The following is a 14372-nucleotide window of genomic DNA, read 5'->3' as shown; positions in this document are numbered from 1 at the left end:
ACTTGATAGTTTCGGACAGTGCCCGTCGAGTCCGACCGCCGTCACCTCGTCCTCGGTCTGCGACTGCTCTGCGCGGTGTCGCGTGACGCGGGCGTGTCGGCCGAGAAGGTGCTCACGGGCACCGGCGTGGACGTCGATCGGCTGGCCGACCCCGAGGCGGACGCGGATCTGGTCGAGCACGTGAGAGCCGTCCGCAACGCGCTCGCCGCAGGCGTGGGGGACGGCGATGCCGCGCTCCTCGGCCTGCAGGTGGGGAGCCGGATCAACCTGACCCACCTCGGACTGCTCGGCTTCGCGGCGCTTGCCAGCGCCTCGATCCGCGAGCTGCTCACGCTCGCCCTGCGCTACTTCAGCCTGACGAACCTCGTGGTGGACGTAGCGCTCACCGAGGCGGACGGGCGCGCGCTGCTCAGCCTCGACGCGCACCATCTGCCGCCCGACGTCCGGCCCTACTTCGTGGCGCGGGACGTGGCGGGCATCGTCGGCGTGGTCCCGCCGTTCGTGGCCCCGACCATGCTGCCGTTCCTCGCCGAGATCGAGCTCGAGATGCCCCCTGAGGACGCCCCTCTCCAGGCGCTCCTCGAAGGCCAGCCGCTGGGCTCGGTGCGGCTCGGCGAGCGCAGGCTGCTCACCCTCCCCAGCCGCCTGCTGGACGCACCGCTGCCCCAGGCTGACGCCGCGACCCGCCGCACGTGTCTCGCCCAGGTCGAGGCCAGCCTGGAGCGTCGTCAGCGTCGGGTGGGGGTGGCGGCCCAGGTGCGCTCGGCTCTCCTGGCGCGGCCGGGCGAGCCGCCCGCGCTCGACGAGGTCGCGAGCGGGCTCGGCGTCCACCCGCGGACCCTCCGGCGTCGGCTCGACGCCGAAGGCACCTCCTACCGAGCCCTGCTCGAGGAGATCCGCCGCACCGTCGCGGTGGAGCTGCTCGTCGACGTCGGCCTCACGGTGGAGGAGTGCGCACGCCGGCTCGGCTACTCCGAGACGGCGGCGTTCACCCACGCGTTCGTCCGCTGGTTCGGGGTGCCGCCATCGCGCTACCGGCTCGGCTGAGCCACGAGCCGGGTCCACGCCCTGGTGGCGGGGCCGCGCTTGCCGGGCGCGGACTACCGTCGACGCATGGACGGCATGGAGCGCGATCGCTCGGACTCGCTCCCGGCGATGCTCGTCGGAATCGTCGTGCTGCTCGCGCTGGCCGCGGTCGTCGCGGGCTGCGGGCTGGCCGGGGGCGTCGACCGGGCGAGCGGTCCGGCCGCCTCGTCCGACTCCACCGCCCCCTCGGCGCCCGCCGGTGCCGAGCGTCGGGCCTCCGCGCACCCCGGGGGAGCGGCGCTGGGACGCGAGCCGGAGACCGCGACGGCGGCCTTCACGCGGCGCGCCGACTCGGTGCGGCCGAGCCCGGGCACGGCGACGAAGGACCGGCCCGACCTCTACGCCGACGGCTGCCAGGTGCGTCCGGAGTCCGACCGACTCACGCGCTGCGCCTACGGCGTGCCGGCCTCGCGGGCGCGGGCGACGATCGCGCTGGTCGGCGACTCCAAGATCGGGCAGTGGGCCCCGGCGCTGCAGCGGCTCGCCGAGTCCCGCGCGCTGCGCATCCTGATCATGACGAAGTCCGGCTGCCCGGCCACCGACGCCCCCGTCACCGGGCCGGACGGCCGCGCGTACACGACCTGCCGCACCTACGTCCGGAAGGTCACCGAGGAGCTGCGCCGCACCCGCGTCGACCTGGTGCTCACCGACAGCTTCCGCAGCGACGCCCGCACGTCCGGACCGGCCAGCGAGGACCAGGCGGCCATGGTGCGCGGCCTCGTCCGGCTCTGGTCGACCTGGCAGGCCGACGGGCACCGCGTCATGGTCGTCTCCGACACCCCCCAGCCCACGAAGGACGGCCTGCTCTACCAGGTGCCCTCGTGCGTCAAGCGCCATGTGGCGGACGTGCGCCCGTGCGGGTACGACCGCGCCACCGGGGTGCGCTTCTCGGGGCGGCCGGCGCAGCAGGCCGCCGTGGCCCAGGCGGACGCGGTGGACGTCACCCCGGCGCTGCGCGGGCGGAACGTGCCGGGCGCCGCGACCGCGTCGCTGCTGTGGCTCGACCCGGTGCCCTGGGTCTGCCCGGCCCGGCGCTGCCCGCCGCTCGTCGGCGACGTGCTCGTCTACCGCGACGGCTCGCACGTCACCCGCACGTACGCCCACTCCCTCGCGCCCCGCTTCGCCGACGCGCTGGACGCGGCCGGGCTCTGAGGTTCCCGGTGCAGCATGCTCGTGCCCGTGATCCGCGCATGAGCCCCGACCGCCCTGCCCGCCCCGTCCCGCCGGTGCGCCTGGTCGCCTGCGACCTCGACGGCACGCTGCTCGAGCACGGCGGCCGCGTCCCCGCCGATCTTGCGCCGCTGCTCGCGGAGCTGCAGGAGGCCGGCGTGCTGTTCGTGCCCGCCAGCGGCCGCTCGGCGCCGTCGGTGGAGGCGCTGTTCGCGGGCGTGCTCCCCACGGCGGACGGCGGTCCGACGGTGATCGCGGACAACGGCGCCTGCTTGGTCCGGGCGGGTCGCACCGAGGTGGCCGCCGCCGTGCCGGACGACGTCGTCGCCGCGGTGGTGAGGGCGGCGCGCGCCCACGCGGCGGAGCACCGGCGTCAGGTGGTCGTCGTGCTGTGCACGCCGCGGATGGCCTACGTCGACTGCCCCGATGGCCCCCTGCTCGAGGAGGTCGAGGGGTACTACGCCGCCGCGCTCGCCCGGGTGCCCGATCTGCTGGAGCCGGGAGCCGAGGCGTCCGCGCTGCGCGGGTCGGTGATCAAGGTCGCGGTCGCTGACCTCGACGGCGCGGCCGGCCTCGCGGACGACGTCCTCGCCCCGTTCGCGGGCGCGGTCGACGTCGTGCGCTCCGGCGCGGTGTGGGTCGATCTCATGCCGCAGGGCGTCAACAAGGGGTCCGCGCTGCGCCGGCTCCAGGCCGAGCTCGGCGTCCGGCCCGGGGAGACGGCGGCCTTCGGTGACCACTTGAACGACCTCGAGATGCTGGCCGCGGCCGAGCACTCGTACGCGGTCGACGGCGCGCAGCCCGCGGTGGTCGCCGCCGCGCGGCTGCGGGCGGCCGGACCCGGCGAGGGCGGCGTGCTGCAGGTGCTGCGGAGCTGGCTGCCCGCGAGCCCGGCGACCTCGGAGCCTGTGCCGGGAGCGGATCGCTAGGGTCGGTGCCATGACGCGCGGAGCGATCCTCGGCCTCCTGGTGGCCCTCGTGATGCTGGTGGTCGGCGGGTTCCTCGCCCTCGGCGGCATGGGCCACCTGGGGGAGAGCGGCGACACCAGCCGGGGCTGGACCTTCGTCGGCTCGCTGTTGGCCGGGCTCGCCGTCGCCCTGGGCATCACCGTCGCGCAGCGGCGGCGCTGACCCGTGCGCCTCCTGCTCGAGCTCGTCCCGGTGCCGGTGAGCGACGTGGACGCCGCGATCGCCTTCTACCGCGATGGGCTGGGGTTCCTGCTCGACCACGACGTGCGGCCCGCCGACGGGGTTCGCGTCGTCCAGCTGACGCCGCCGGGATCGGCCTGCTCGATCGGGCTGGGCACCGGCCTGCCGGTGTACGGCGGCACGCCCGGCAGCCAGCGCGGCCTCCACCTGGTCGTCGACGACCTCGACGAGATCCGCGCCGCGCTGCTGGCTCGCGGGGTCGCCGTCGGCGAGGTGCACGATCTCGGTGGCGGGGTCCGCGGGGCGAGCCTGAGCGATCCGGACGGCAACACCTGGGAGCTCCAGGAGCTCGCCTGGCGGCGCACCCGGTCATGATCCGCGGGGCGGCCCCCGGCTCGGCCGACAGCCAGGTCCGTGGCAGGTGGACTCCCTACCGTGGAGGCGAGGCCCCTTGCGGGCCGTCCCGGACGAGGAGGTCCCACCGTGACGCCGTTGCTGATGATGCCCGAGGGCGCGGAGTGGCTGGTCATCCTGGCCATCGTCGTGCTGGTCTTCGGCGCGTCCAAGCTGCCCGACCTGGCGCGCAGCAGCGGTCAGGCTCTGCGCATCTTCAAGGCCGAGGCCAAGGCCCTGCGCGAGGACGACGCACCGGCGCGGCCGATCGGCACGCCGGACCCGCGGATCGCCGACTCGGGGACGCCGGGCGTCTGAACGCGCGCAGAGCCCCGCGTCGGGCGGCGGACGCGTGAGGGTGCTGGTCGTCGAGGACGACGTCCGTCTCGCCGCCGTGCTCGCGCAGACGATCGCCGAGGTCGGCTGGCAGCCGACGGTCGAGCACGACGGGCTGGTCGCGATCGACCGGCTGCTCGGCGGCGAGGAGCCCGACGTCGTCCTGCTCGATCGGATGCTGCCGGGGCTCGACGGCGCCGGGGTGCTGCGCCGGCTGCGCGGCGCGGGCGTCCGGGTGCCGGTGCTCATGCTCACCGCTCGCGGCGAGGTCGCCGACCGGATCAGCGGACTGGACGCCGGCGCGGACGACTACCTCGTCAAGCCGTTCGACCTCGACGAGCTCCTCGCCCGCCTGCGCGCCCTGCACCGGCGCTCGATCGCGGACGCCGACGACGAGGCGCTCGAGGTGCGCGGCCTGCGGCTGGACCCAGCGGCCCGCACGGTGCGGCGCGACGGTCGGGAGATCCGGCTCTCGACCCGCGAGTTCGACATCCTCCACCTGCTGCTGCGGGAGGCCGGTCGCGTGGTCAGCCGGTTCCGCATCCTCGACGAGGTCTGGGACGGGGAGACCGACCTGCGCAGCAACGTGATCGACGTCCACCTCGCGACGATCCGGGCCAAGATCGACCGTCCGTTCGGCACCGACACCATCGTGACCGTGCGCGGCGCCGGGTACCGCGTCGAGGTCGATCGGTGAGGCTGCGCGCGCTTCCGCTGCGGGTCCGGCTGGTCGCGGGGTTCGCCGTCGCCATGCTCGTCGTGCTGAGCCTCGGCGGCGCCTTCGTCTACTGGCGCGTGGAGTACGCGCTCGACCGCGGCCTGGACGCCGACCTCGACCGCGCCTGCGCCGCGCTGACGCCGCTGGTCGGCGCCGACGGCGGCGTGCGCGATCGACGGGCCGCCGACGCGGCCGGGCTGCCCTGGCAGGTGGTCGATGCGGCGGGCGCCGTCGAGGCGAGCGGCGGTGGCGCGCCCGCCGTTCCGCTGGCGCCGAGCGACGCCCGACCCGGCGTGGTGGACGTCGGTCCGATGCTCCCCGCCGACCCGGCGGCCACCCGCGTGCGGGTGCAGCCGCTGGCCTCCGGACGCACGCTCGTGGTCGCGGTCGCCCGCCACGGTCGGGACGAGGCCCTCCGCGAGCTGTTCGCCCAGCTGACGATCGCCGGAGTGGCGTGTCTCGTCGTCTCCTGCCTGGTGGGGGAGCGGCTCGCGCGGGCGGCCCTCGTGCCGGTCGAGCGCTACCGGCGGGCTGCGGCGAGCATCGCCGCCGGCGCCATCGACCGGCGCCTGGAGGTGCCCGAGGACCGCGAGGACGAGGTGGTGCGTCTCGGACGCACGCTCAACTCGATGCTCGACGCGCTCGAGGCGGCCCTGACCCGCGAGCGGCGCTTCGTCCAGGACGCCAGTCACGAGCTGCGCACGCCTCTCGCTCTGCTCGGCTCGCGCCTGCAGCTGGCGCGGCGCCGGCCGCGCAGCGTCGCCGAGCACGAGGAGGTGCTGGCCGAGCTCGAGGTCGACCTCGCCCGGCTCACGCGCCTGGCCGAGGAGCTGCTCGACGCGAGCACCGCGACCGACGTCCGCCCGGCCGGCGACGTCCCGACCGATCTGCGCGCCGTCGTCGCGACCGTCGCGCGAGAGCTGCTCGACGCGGGCCTGGACGCCCCGCTGCTGGTCGCCGCGCCGCCGGAGCAGGTGGAGCGGATCGTCGCGAACCTGGTCGGCAACGCCCGCGTGCACGGCGCCGCACCGGTCGTCGTGCGCCTTGACGCGGTCGGCGACCACGCCGTCCTCGCGGTCGAGGACGCGGGTCCGGGCATGGACGCCGGACTGCTCGCGGCCGCGACCGAGCGGTTCCACCGGGCGCCTGAGGCGCGCTCCCGACCCGGCGCGGGCCTCGGGCTGGCGATCGTCGCGGAGCTCGTCGAGCGGCTGGGCGGAGGGCTGCGGCTGTGCAGCGGCGGCGTCCACCACGTCGCGGTCGCGGGCCCGACGACCGTCGACGTCCCCTGCCGCCATGGCGACGCGACCGTCGTCACGGTGCTGCTGCCGCGCGCACGCGCCGGGGCGTAGCGGCCTTCATCGTCCCTTCATGCGCGCCCACCTAGCGTCCGCGCCATGGACGAGATGCTGGCGGTCGACGCCCGGGGGGTGAGCAAGTCCTTCGGCCCGGTGCCCGCGGTCGTGGACGTGACGCTCCGCGTGGCGCCCGGCGAGGTGTACGGCGTGCTGGGGCCCAACGGCGCCGGGAAGACGACGATGCTGCGGATGCTCTTCGGCCTGATCCGGCCGGACGCCGGCAGCATCCGGCTCTTCGGGCGCAGCTGGGACGAGCACGGGGTGCGCACGCTCGACGGGGTCGCGGGGTTCATCGAGAGCCCGCGGTTCTACCCCTACCTGACCGGCCGCCAGAACCTCCGGGGCCTGGCGCGACTCGACGGAGGCGCTCGTCCGGGGCTGATCGAGGAGGTGCTGGAGGTCGTCGACCTCGCCGACCGCGCCGACCGGCGCGTCGGCGGCTGGTCGTACGGCATGCGGCAGCGGCTCGGGGTCGCGGCGTCGCTGCTGCGCGAGCCGCGTCTGCTGGTGCTCGACGAGCCCGCCAACGGCCTCGACCCCGCCGGCATCCGCGACATGCGGGCGCTGGTGCGCCGGCTCGCCGACGGCGGCCTGACAGTGCTGCTCTCCTCTCACCACATGGACGAGGTCGAGGAGATCTGCGACCACGTGACGATCATGAGCCACGGTCGGGTCGGCTTCCACGGCTCGATCGCCGACCTGCGCGCGATGGCGCCGGACCCCGGCCACCTCCTGCGCACCGACGACGACGAGCGCGCGCTGGCGCTCGCCGACGACCTCGCGCGTGAGCGTCCCGGGCTGGAGGTCTCGCGTCACGACGCCGGCCTGCGGATCGTCGGGCCCGAGGGCGTCGCCACGGAGCTGGTCGCCGCGCTGGTGCGCGGTGGCGTCGGCCTGCGCGAGCTGACCCCGACCCGCACGCCGCTCGAGGCGCTCTTCTTCATGCTCACCGACGGCGCGTCCGAGACCGCGCCGACCGACGACGCCGACCCGGCGCTCGTCGGCGCCCGTCCTGACGGAGGACCCCGCCGATGACGACCCTGCCCGCCCCCACGCCGACCGTGGCCACGAGCCCGGCGCACGGGCCCGCCGGACGTGCCGCCGGTCTCGGCGCCGTGCTCGCCTGGGAGGTGCGCAAGCTCGTCGCGCAGCTCCGCGTCCGCGTCGTGCTGCTCGCGGCACTCGTCGTGCCGGTGCCGGTGGCGCTGGCGATCTCCGCGCAGTCGCAGCCGCCGAAGGACACCCTCTTCGGCCGCTACGCGACGACGTCCGGCTGGTCGCTGGCCCTGCTGATCCTCGGCTTCGCGGGCCAGTGGGCCCTGCCGCTGCTGACCTCCATCGTCGCCGGCGACGTCTTCTCCAGCGAGGACCAGCACGGCACGTGGAAGACGGTGCTGACCCGCTCGACCGGCCGCTCGACGCTCTTCTGGGCCAAGGTGCTCGCGGCCACCGGCTTCGCGGTGGTCGTGCTCGCGGTGCTCGGGGCCGCGACGATCGCGTCGTCCGTGCTGCTCGGCGGCGGCGCTCCGCTCACCGGCCTCAGCGGCCAGACGATCGGCGACGGGCAGGCGCTCGTGCTGGTCGCTGCGGCCTGGGCGAGCACGCTGCCACCGCTGCTGGCCTTCACCGCGCTGGCGGTGCTGATCTCGGTGGCCACCCGCAGCAGCGCCGCCGGCATCGCCGCGCCTGCCGCGCTGGGCCTGGTGATGCAGCTGGTCGGCGCGCTCGGCAGCCTCCAAGGGCTGCGCACAGTGCTGCCGACCACGCCCTTCGAGGCCTGGCACGGCCTGCTCACCGCGCCGCGCTTCACCGGTCCGCTCGTGGAGGGCCTCGTGGTCAGCGCCGTGTGGGCCGCCGCCGCGCTCGCGATCGCCTACGTCCTCGTCCGCCGTCGCGACGTCACCGGAGGCTGACATGCGCCGCATCCTGATCACCCTCGCTCTCTGCCTGGCCGTCGTCGGGGCCGCCGGAGCCGTCGCCACCGCGATCGGCGGCGGCAGCACCGTCACCCGGGCTCGGCTCGAGCGGTCGCTGCCCGCGGCGTTCGCGAACCGGTACCTCGCCCAGGCGGAGCTGCTGGGCCGTCGTGGCCTCACCGCGGCGTCGCTGCACCCGACCGCCATGTGCGAGCGCGGCGGCCCGGACGTGCCCGACGTCGGGGCCGGCTCCGACTGGGTGTGCCTGGTCGGCTGGTCGGACCCGGCGGTGCCGATGCCACCCGAGGGCTACGGCAAGTTCGAGGTCGCCGTGCACGCCAACGACTGCTACACCGTCAGCGGCCCGAGCAAGCTCGTCGGCTTCGCCACGATCGAGGACGTCCGGGGCCGCACCGTCACCAACCCCGTGGCCGAGTTCGACGCCTGCTTCGACCCCGCGGGCGACGACACCCCCACCGGCGTCACGTACCCCTCGGTGCTGCAGCCGCTCAGCACGGCGCTGACCGTCGGCCCGGACGGACGCACGTCGGTGCAGGTGAGCTGCGGCGCGGGCGCGGGCGGCTGTGCCGGCACCCTGACCGTCATGGACGGCACCCGGGCGCTCGCCGAGGTGCCCTACCGGATCGAGGAGCAGGCGACGCCGACCCTCGTCGTCCCGGCCCGGGTGCCGGCCGGCGCGAAGACGGTGGACCTGGTGTTCGCGTCGACCGTCGGCGTCGCCCCGCCGAAGCCGGTGACGCTGCCGGTGCAGTGACGGGTCGTGGCCCGCTCGCCGACAGCGCGACCCCGGGCGTCACGGTCGTCCTCGCTGCGCTGTCGGCGGACGTCGATCTCCTGGCCCGGCGCCCGGTCTAGCCCGGCCCGCCGCGGTCTTGCGCAGCGCCCGGCGCCGCGTCCTACGCTCCTCGAGCCCTCCCTCGCCGAGCCGAGGGGTGCGCCGTGTCCGTCCAGTTCCGCTCCAGCGTCGTGGCCGGTGCCGTCGGCGCCGTCGCCGGCTCGCTCGCCGCGGGCGCCGGGTTCTCGTACGTCACCACCAGCGCGGCGCCAGCATCCTTCGTCACCGCCTGCGCGAGCTCGTCGACCGGCGCCTTGCGGCTGCCGCCGACCGGGCGGTGCCGCTCGTCGGAGCGGACGGTGAGCTGGAGCCGCACCGGCCCCGCCGGGCCGACAGGCCCCGCGGGCCCTGCGGGAGCAGACGGGGTCGACGGCGTGGACGGAGCGCCGGGAGCGGTCGGTCCCGCGGGGCCGACGGGCGCCGTGGGTCCGACCGGATCTGCCGGACCTGCCGGACCCGCGGGGGCGGACGGTGCGACCGGACCGATCGGCCCGACCGGCCCGGCCGTGGAGGGGAGCACGTGCTCCCTCGGCACGTCGGCCACCGGCACCGTCGTCCGGATGCCGCTCGGATCGCCCTCCGAGGGCGACTACCCGCTGCCGCTCGGCTGCCGGCCGTCGGCGACCGTGACCATCACGATCGAGGCGAACAACTCCTTCGGACCGATCAAGGTCTGGCTGGTCGATCCCGACGGTCGCACCCGCACGCTGGCGGCGGCGTCCACGGTCGACGGGCCCCGCGCGCCACGGTTCAGCGACGTCGTCCTGCCCGCGGGCGCGACCTTCGCCGTCCAGACCGTCGCGCGCGCGACGCTGTCGGGGGCGTGCACGGGGCTGAGCACCGTCACGGTGCCGACGACCTGCCCCGATCCCGCTGCAGACGGCACGCTCACGGTCACCTACGGCTGAGGACCTGGGCCCCGGTCGACGATCGGGATCCGGCTCGCGACGAGGGCGTGTCGGCGAACGCCGAGGTGCGTCCGTGTGCGTCGTGCCTGAGCGGATGCGCGAGCAACATCCACGTCCGTGAGACGGAGCGGCGACCGCGGCTGAGTCTCGCGTGGCTGGGTGACATCTCGCGGTATCGCGAGGCATCTTCGTGCCGTGGCCATGACGCTCCGACTCGACGCGCAGACCGACGCGCTGATCTCCGCCGCCGCCGAGTGCGAGGGGGTGAGCAAGCACGCCTTCATCGTGGAGGCCGCCACCCGAGCCGCTCAGGAGCGCACTCGGCGTCGTGATGCCCTGCTGGCCCGCATCGTCTCCGAGGACCGCTCGCTCCTCGACCGGCTCGGCGAGTGAGGGTCGAGCACCTCGACCTGGATGATCTGCTCGAGATCGCGCGAGCAGCAGTCGGCGAGGACGTCGTCGTCCGCGACCCGGGCCTCCTCGCGTCCGCGGCCCATCGTCCCGCGCAGACCGTCTACGGGGTCGACGCGATCACTGAACGACTCGAGGAGCTGCTGAGCCCGGGCCGGTGAGACGCGCTCCGGGGCCTTCGTCCCCGGCCCCGATGGGTCAGGCGAGGGCCAGGAAGAGCTTCTCCATCTTCTTCACGTCCACGCCGTCGAGCCCGTCCTCGGAGGTGGCCAGGCACTGCTGGAGCCCGGTCGCGACGATGGCGTAGCCCGCGCGCGAGAGCGCCTTGTTGACGGCCGCGAGCTGGGTGAGGACCGACTCGCAGTCCGAGCCCTCCTCCATCATCCGGATGACGCTGGCGAGGTGGCCGTTGGCCCGCTTCATGCGGGTGATGATGGCCTTGATCTCCGTCGGCTCGAGGTCCATCAGGCCTGCCCTCCGCCCACCGACGTGAGGCCCGCGAGGGCGTCCTGGAGGCGACCGCGGGCGTCGTCGGCCACGGCGCGCAGGGCGTCGGACGGCTCGTCGAGCAGGCGCGGCATCATCGCGGGGTCGAACGCCTCGACGACCGTGCTCGCCTCGCCCGCGGAGCGGACCACGACGTTGCACGGCAGCATCGCGGCGACCGACGGATCGGCGGCCAGCGCCTGGTGGGCGAGCTGGGGACGGCAGGCGCCGAGGATCAGGTGCGGCGCGACGTCGACGTCGAGCTTGGCCTTGAACGTCGCGGCGAGGTCGATCTCGGTGATGACGCCGAAGCCGGCCCGCGCCAGCTCGTCGCGCACGGCCGCCACCGTCTCGTCGTAGGGACGCTCCAGGGTGACGGAGAGCGTGTAGGTGCTCATGCGGCTGCCTCTCGCTGGTCGGTGCGTCGGCTCCTCGGCGCGACGTGATACCGACTGTATAACCCCCCGGGGGGTTCTGTGGTCTCGGCCCGCCGACGGCCCGAGTCGGTGCTCGGACGCGGTGACGAGGCACGGACACCCCGTCGCGGGGCTCGCGCCTCCGCGGCCGGCGTGCGAGGGTCGAGGCATGAGCTCTCGGACCACTCGGACACTGGGCCGCGCCGCTGCGGCCACCGCCACTCTCGCCCTGCTCGCCGCCGGCACCGTCACGGCGCACGCCGACGCCTACCGTCACCGCGACGCCACCGGCGACGTCACCGTCACCAGCGACACGGCGGCCCAGGGCACGCGCACCCGCGTCGACCCCGGCCAGCGCAACCCCGACCTGACCAACCTGACGATCCAGCACACCCGGTACAAGGTCACCGTCGCCACCGCCGCCCGCGCCTACGGCGGCATCGACGACAACTGGCACGCGCGCATCGTCACCTCGAAGGGCGACCGCTTCGACCTGACGCGCTCGGTCAGCACGGGCGCGGAGGACCCGTCCAAGCCGTTCATCGGCGTCACGCGCAACGGCTACCGCGTCTCCTGCGACGGCATCGTCGTGTCGCGGACGTCGTCGGGCGTGATCGCCCAGGTGCCGACCCGCTGCCTGGGCCGGCCGTGGAAGGTGCGCGCGGGCGTCGTGGCGCAGGTCTACTACCGCGAGAGCGGCGAGGGGGACCAGAGCGGTCGCGACGACGTCCTGCGCGACCGCGCCGCGTCGACCACACCGGCACTCAGCCCGTGGGTGCTCCTCTGAGAGCCGCTCACCCGGCCTGACCCCGAGGGCGTCGACGCGCTGCGTCGGCGCCCTCGTGCGTCCCGGGACCTAGCGCAGCCGGAGCGCGCCGCCGCACTCGCGCCGCCAGCCGACGATCGTCCGGTGCACCAGGTCGCGCGAGGAACGACCCAGGTCGAGGCGGTAGCAGCCCGGCGCGATCCGCCAGGCGTCGGCAGCGGTGCTCCAGTAGGAGAGGGAGCGTCGGTCCAGACGCAGGGTCACCACCCGGGAGGCGCCGGGGGCCAGCCGCACCTTGGTGAACGCCTTGAGCTGACGCGGCGGCTGCACGACCCCGCGCGCGGGGGTCGGCATGCCGACGTACAGCTGCGGCACCGCCGAGCCCGCGCGGGAGCCGATGTTCGTGACGCGGAACCGCGCCGTCGCCACGCCGTCGCCGGACGCCGGCCGCACGATCGGCCGGGAGAACCGGAATCGGGTGTAGCCCAGGCCGTGGCCGAACGGGTAGGCGGGCCGCAGCCGACGTGCGTCGTAGTGCCGGTAGCCGATCAGGACGCCCTCCCTGTACGTGACGGTCCCCGCGACCCCCGGATACGCCTCCCGATCGCCGGCCGCGACGAGATCGGTGGCCGCGCCGGGGAAGGTCATCGGCAGCCGACCGCCCGGCTCGGCGTCGCCGAACAGCATGCGGGCCAGCGCGGTGCCCGCGTTCTGACCCGGGTACCACATCTCCAGGATCGCCGGGACGGCGCCGCGGAAGGGCGTCAGCACCGGGCCACCGGTCTGGAGCACCGCCACGGTGCGCGGCTGGGCGGCGCCGACGGCGCGCACCAGGGCGTCGCGGTCGACGCCGTCGGTCTGGTCGGCGTCGAGCGTGGGCGCCGACTTGTCCACGCCCTCGGTCATGTCGTCGCCGACGACGACCACGGCGGCGTCGGCGGCACGCGCCACGCTCGCCGCCCGAGCTGCGTCGGAGCCGTCGTCGTAGACCACGCGGTCGGCGCCGAGCCGCGCGCGCAGCCCGTCCAGGGGCGTCACCTGACGCAGCGGGGCGACGTCGGACGATCCGCCGCCGGTCTTGTTCACCGCCGCCTCGGGTCCGATCACCGCAAGGGTGCGCACCGACCGCTCACGCAGGGGGAGGAGCGGACGGGAGGCGCCGGCCGGCGCGCGGTTCCTCAGCAGCACCGAGCCGGCGATCTCCAGCGCCGCGGCTCGCGCGTGGTGCCGGGCGGCCGGGATGCGCGAGGCGTCGTCGACGTACGGAGCCCGGTCGAAGACGCCGAAGGCGAACATGGTGCGCAGGATGCGTCGGACGTGCTCGTCGATCGTCGTGCTGCTGACCTGGGAGGTGGCCAGGGCGAGGTCGACCGCGGTCGGGTTGAGCACCAGGCCGGGCCAGATGTCGAGGTCGAGCCCGTTGTTCAACGAGGCGACCGGGTTCTTGGCCGCGCCGTAGTCGGTGAGCACGAGCCCCTCGAAGCCCCACTCGCCCTTCAGCACCTCGTTCAGCAGGTGCTGGTTCTCGCAGGCGTACTGGCCGTTGACCCGGTTGTACGCGCACATCACCGTCCCGGCGCCACCGTCGCGGACGGCCGCCTCGAAGGCCGGCAGGTAGATCTCGCGCAGCGTCCGCTCGTCCACGCGCGCGTCGACGAGCATGCGGGAGCCGTCGATGCCCGCGCCGATGGGCGCTCCGGGGACCTGCGTCCCCTGGCCCTCCTGGTTGTTGACCGCGAAGTGCTTGACGTTGCTGATCACGCCCTGCGCCTGCATGCCCCGCACGAAGGACGCCGCCAGGCGTCCGGCCAGGTACGGGTCCTCCCCGAGGTACTCGAAGGTGCGTCCGTTGAGCGGCGTGCGCCCCATGTTGACGCCCGGCGCGAACACCACGTCGTTGCCCTTGAGCCGGGCCTCGGTGCCGATCGTGGCGCCGTCGAGCCGAGCCGCCGCGCGGTCGAAGGACGCCGCGATGCCGATCGGCGACGGCATCTGGGTCGAGCGTCCCTGCCGGGGCCCGACCGGTCCGTCGGAGAACCGCAGGGTCGGGATGCCGAGACGCTCGATGCCGTCGCTGGTGCCGGTGTGGGTGCCCTCCTGGCCCGACACGCCGGTCAGCTCGTCGCCGGCGAGCAGGGAGATCCGCTCGTCGCTCGTCATGGCGGCGAGGAGCAGCCCCGCGCGGGTGTCGGGGGCCAGGCGGCCGTCGCACCAGGGCCGTCCGCGTGGGTCGGCGCACGGCGATCCGGGTGCGCCGGCCCGCGCTCCAGCGGCCGCGCTGGATGTCGCGGCATCGGCCGGCCCGACGTCGTGCGCCACGAGCGATCCGGCCGCGGCGGCGGCGACGGCGGTGAGGAGTGCCAGCGCCTGTGCGGGCCGGCGACGGGGGAGGGCCATGCTCGT

The 14372-nt window shown here is 75.2% G+C and carries 18 protein-coding genes; 15 read left to right on the top strand and 3 right to left on the bottom strand.

The genetic code is table 11. The features are described from left to right. The first annotated feature begins 18 nt into the window (after positions 1 to 18). The 14 genes from K8Z61_RS06305 (at position 19) to K8Z61_RS06235 (ending at position 10462) form a co-directional block, all read left to right on the top strand. Entirely contained in the window at positions 19 to 1047 is a 1029-nt protein-coding gene (locus tag K8Z61_RS06305; RefSeq protein WP_224127500.1) for an AraC family transcriptional regulator, read from the top strand. Positions 1048 to 1113: 66 nt separating this feature from the next. Further along, positions 1114 to 2238, top strand: a complete 1125-nt coding sequence (locus K8Z61_RS06300) for an SGNH hydrolase domain-containing protein (RefSeq protein ID WP_224127498.1) — start codon at positions 1114 to 1116, stop codon at positions 2236 to 2238. A 38-nt stretch (positions 2239 to 2276) separates the two neighbouring features. Beyond that, positions 2277 to 3185 carry an HAD family hydrolase gene (locus tag K8Z61_RS06295; RefSeq protein ID WP_224127496.1) on the top strand — a complete coding sequence of 303 codons (909 nt, stop codon included), beginning with the start codon at positions 2277 to 2279 and terminating at the stop codon, positions 3183 to 3185. 10 nt (positions 3186 to 3195) lie between these two features. Further along, entirely contained in the window at positions 3196 to 3387 is a 192-nt protein-coding gene (locus K8Z61_RS06290; RefSeq protein WP_224127494.1) for a hypothetical protein, read from the top strand. 3 nt (positions 3388 to 3390) lie between these two features. Continuing rightward, a complete protein-coding gene (locus K8Z61_RS06285; RefSeq protein WP_224127492.1) occupies positions 3391 to 3780 on the top strand; it encodes a VOC family protein in 390 nt (129 codons plus the stop codon). A 108-nt stretch (positions 3781 to 3888) separates the two neighbouring features. Then, on the top strand, positions 3889 to 4116 hold the full coding sequence (gene tatA, locus K8Z61_RS19240; RefSeq protein ID WP_224127491.1) for a twin-arginine translocase TatA/TatE family subunit: 228 nt from the start codon (positions 3889 to 3891) through the stop codon (positions 4114 to 4116). Between the two features lie 34 nt (positions 4117 to 4150). Beyond that, entirely contained in the window at positions 4151 to 4831 is a 681-nt protein-coding gene (locus K8Z61_RS06275) for a response regulator transcription factor (protein WP_224127490.1), read from the top strand. Continuing rightward, positions 4828 to 6204: a HAMP domain-containing sensor histidine kinase gene (locus tag K8Z61_RS06270; RefSeq protein ID WP_224127489.1), complete on the top strand. Its 1377-nt coding sequence runs from the start codon at positions 4828 to 4830 to the stop codon at positions 6202 to 6204. The genes K8Z61_RS06275 and K8Z61_RS06270 overlap by 4 nt, the downstream gene beginning before the upstream one ends. 45 nt (positions 6205 to 6249) lie before the next feature. After that, positions 6250 to 7245, top strand: coding sequence for an ABC transporter ATP-binding protein (locus K8Z61_RS06265; RefSeq protein ID WP_224127488.1), 996 nt, complete (start codon positions 6250 to 6252; stop codon positions 7243 to 7245). Then, positions 7242 to 8123: an ABC transporter permease gene (locus K8Z61_RS06260; protein WP_224127486.1), complete on the top strand. Its 882-nt coding sequence runs from the start codon at positions 7242 to 7244 to the stop codon at positions 8121 to 8123. The genes K8Z61_RS06265 and K8Z61_RS06260 overlap by 4 nt, the downstream gene beginning before the upstream one ends. Position 8124: 1 nt before the next feature. After that, positions 8125 to 8901, top strand: coding sequence for a hypothetical protein (locus K8Z61_RS06255; protein WP_224127484.1), 777 nt, complete (start codon positions 8125 to 8127; stop codon positions 8899 to 8901). A 587-nt stretch (positions 8902 to 9488) separates the two neighbouring features. Beyond that, positions 9489 to 9890, top strand: coding sequence for a hypothetical protein (locus tag K8Z61_RS06245; RefSeq protein ID WP_224127645.1), 402 nt, complete (start codon positions 9489 to 9491; stop codon positions 9888 to 9890). 201 nt (positions 9891 to 10091) lie between these two features. Beyond that, positions 10092 to 10283: a DUF1778 domain-containing protein gene (locus tag K8Z61_RS06240; protein ID WP_224127636.1), complete on the top strand. Its 192-nt coding sequence runs from the start codon at positions 10092 to 10094 to the stop codon at positions 10281 to 10283. Next, the gene (locus K8Z61_RS06235) at positions 10280 to 10462 is read left to right on the top strand and encodes a hypothetical protein (protein WP_224127483.1); all 183 of its coding nucleotides are present in this window, start codon (positions 10280 to 10282) and stop codon (positions 10460 to 10462) included. Before K8Z61_RS06240 ends, K8Z61_RS06235 begins: the two co-directional genes overlap by 4 nt. Positions 10463 to 10499: 37 nt before the next feature. Here the strand turns inward: K8Z61_RS06235 and K8Z61_RS06230 are convergent, their stop codons facing one another. Both K8Z61_RS06230 and K8Z61_RS06225 read right to left on the bottom strand, forming a co-directional pair. Beyond that, positions 10500 to 10766, bottom strand: a complete 267-nt coding sequence (locus K8Z61_RS06230) for a metal-sensitive transcriptional regulator (RefSeq protein ID WP_263430416.1) — start codon at positions 10764 to 10766, stop codon at positions 10500 to 10502. Beyond that, positions 10766 to 11185, bottom strand: a complete 420-nt coding sequence (locus K8Z61_RS06225) for a DUF302 domain-containing protein (protein ID WP_224127481.1) — start codon at positions 11183 to 11185, stop codon at positions 10766 to 10768. Before K8Z61_RS06225 ends, K8Z61_RS06230 begins: the two co-directional genes overlap by 1 nt. A gap of 187 nt (positions 11186 to 11372) precedes the next feature. Here K8Z61_RS06225 and K8Z61_RS06220 point away from each other — a divergent pair, with 187 nt between their 5' ends. After that, positions 11373 to 11990, top strand: a complete 618-nt coding sequence (locus K8Z61_RS06220; protein WP_224127479.1) for a hypothetical protein — start codon at positions 11373 to 11375, stop codon at positions 11988 to 11990. 69 nt (positions 11991 to 12059) lie between these two features. Here the strand turns inward: K8Z61_RS06220 and K8Z61_RS06215 are convergent, their stop codons facing one another. Then, a complete protein-coding gene (locus K8Z61_RS06215) occupies positions 12060 to 14366 on the bottom strand; it encodes a glycoside hydrolase family 3 C-terminal domain-containing protein (RefSeq protein WP_224127477.1) in 2307 nt (768 codons plus the stop codon). Positions 14367 to 14372: the final 6 nt, after the last annotated feature.

The organism is Nocardioides sp. TRM66260-LWL (genome assembly GCF_020075545.1).
Classification (GTDB): domain Bacteria; phylum Actinomycetota; class Actinomycetes; order Propionibacteriales; family Nocardioidaceae; genus Nocardioides.
Note: the sequence above shows the minus strand (reverse complement) of the source record. Positions and strands in the feature narration are given on the sequence as shown.

Coding starts and splice junctions, on each gene's coding strand:
- K8Z61_RS06260 (WP_224127486.1), top strand. CDS start 7,242: ATGACGACCCTGCCCGCCCCCACGCCGACCGTGGCCACGAGCCCGGCG.
- K8Z61_RS06265 (WP_224127488.1), top strand. CDS start 6,250: ATGGACGAGATGCTGGCGGTCGACGCCCGGGGGGTGAGCAAGTCCTTC.
- K8Z61_RS06240 (WP_224127636.1), top strand. CDS start 10,092: ATGACGCTCCGACTCGACGCGCAGACCGACGCGCTGATCTCCGCCGCC.
- K8Z61_RS06295 (WP_224127496.1), top strand. CDS start 2,277: ATGAGCCCCGACCGCCCTGCCCGCCCCGTCCCGCCGGTGCGCCTGGTC.
- K8Z61_RS06300 (WP_224127498.1), top strand. CDS start 1,114: ATGGACGGCATGGAGCGCGATCGCTCGGACTCGCTCCCGGCGATGCTC.
- K8Z61_RS06215 (WP_224127477.1), bottom strand. CDS start 14,366: ATGGCCCTCCCCCGTCGCCGGCCCGCACAGGCGCTGGCACTCCTCACC.
- K8Z61_RS06220 (WP_224127479.1), top strand. CDS start 11,373: ATGAGCTCTCGGACCACTCGGACACTGGGCCGCGCCGCTGCGGCCACC.
- K8Z61_RS06230 (WP_263430416.1), bottom strand. CDS start 10,766: ATGGACCTCGAGCCGACGGAGATCAAGGCCATCATCACCCGCATGAAG.
- K8Z61_RS06255 (WP_224127484.1), top strand. CDS start 8,125: ATGCGCCGCATCCTGATCACCCTCGCTCTCTGCCTGGCCGTCGTCGGG.
- K8Z61_RS06290 (WP_224127494.1), top strand. CDS start 3,196: ATGACGCGCGGAGCGATCCTCGGCCTCCTGGTGGCCCTCGTGATGCTG.
- K8Z61_RS06225 (WP_224127481.1), bottom strand. CDS start 11,185: ATGAGCACCTACACGCTCTCCGTCACCCTGGAGCGTCCCTACGACGAG.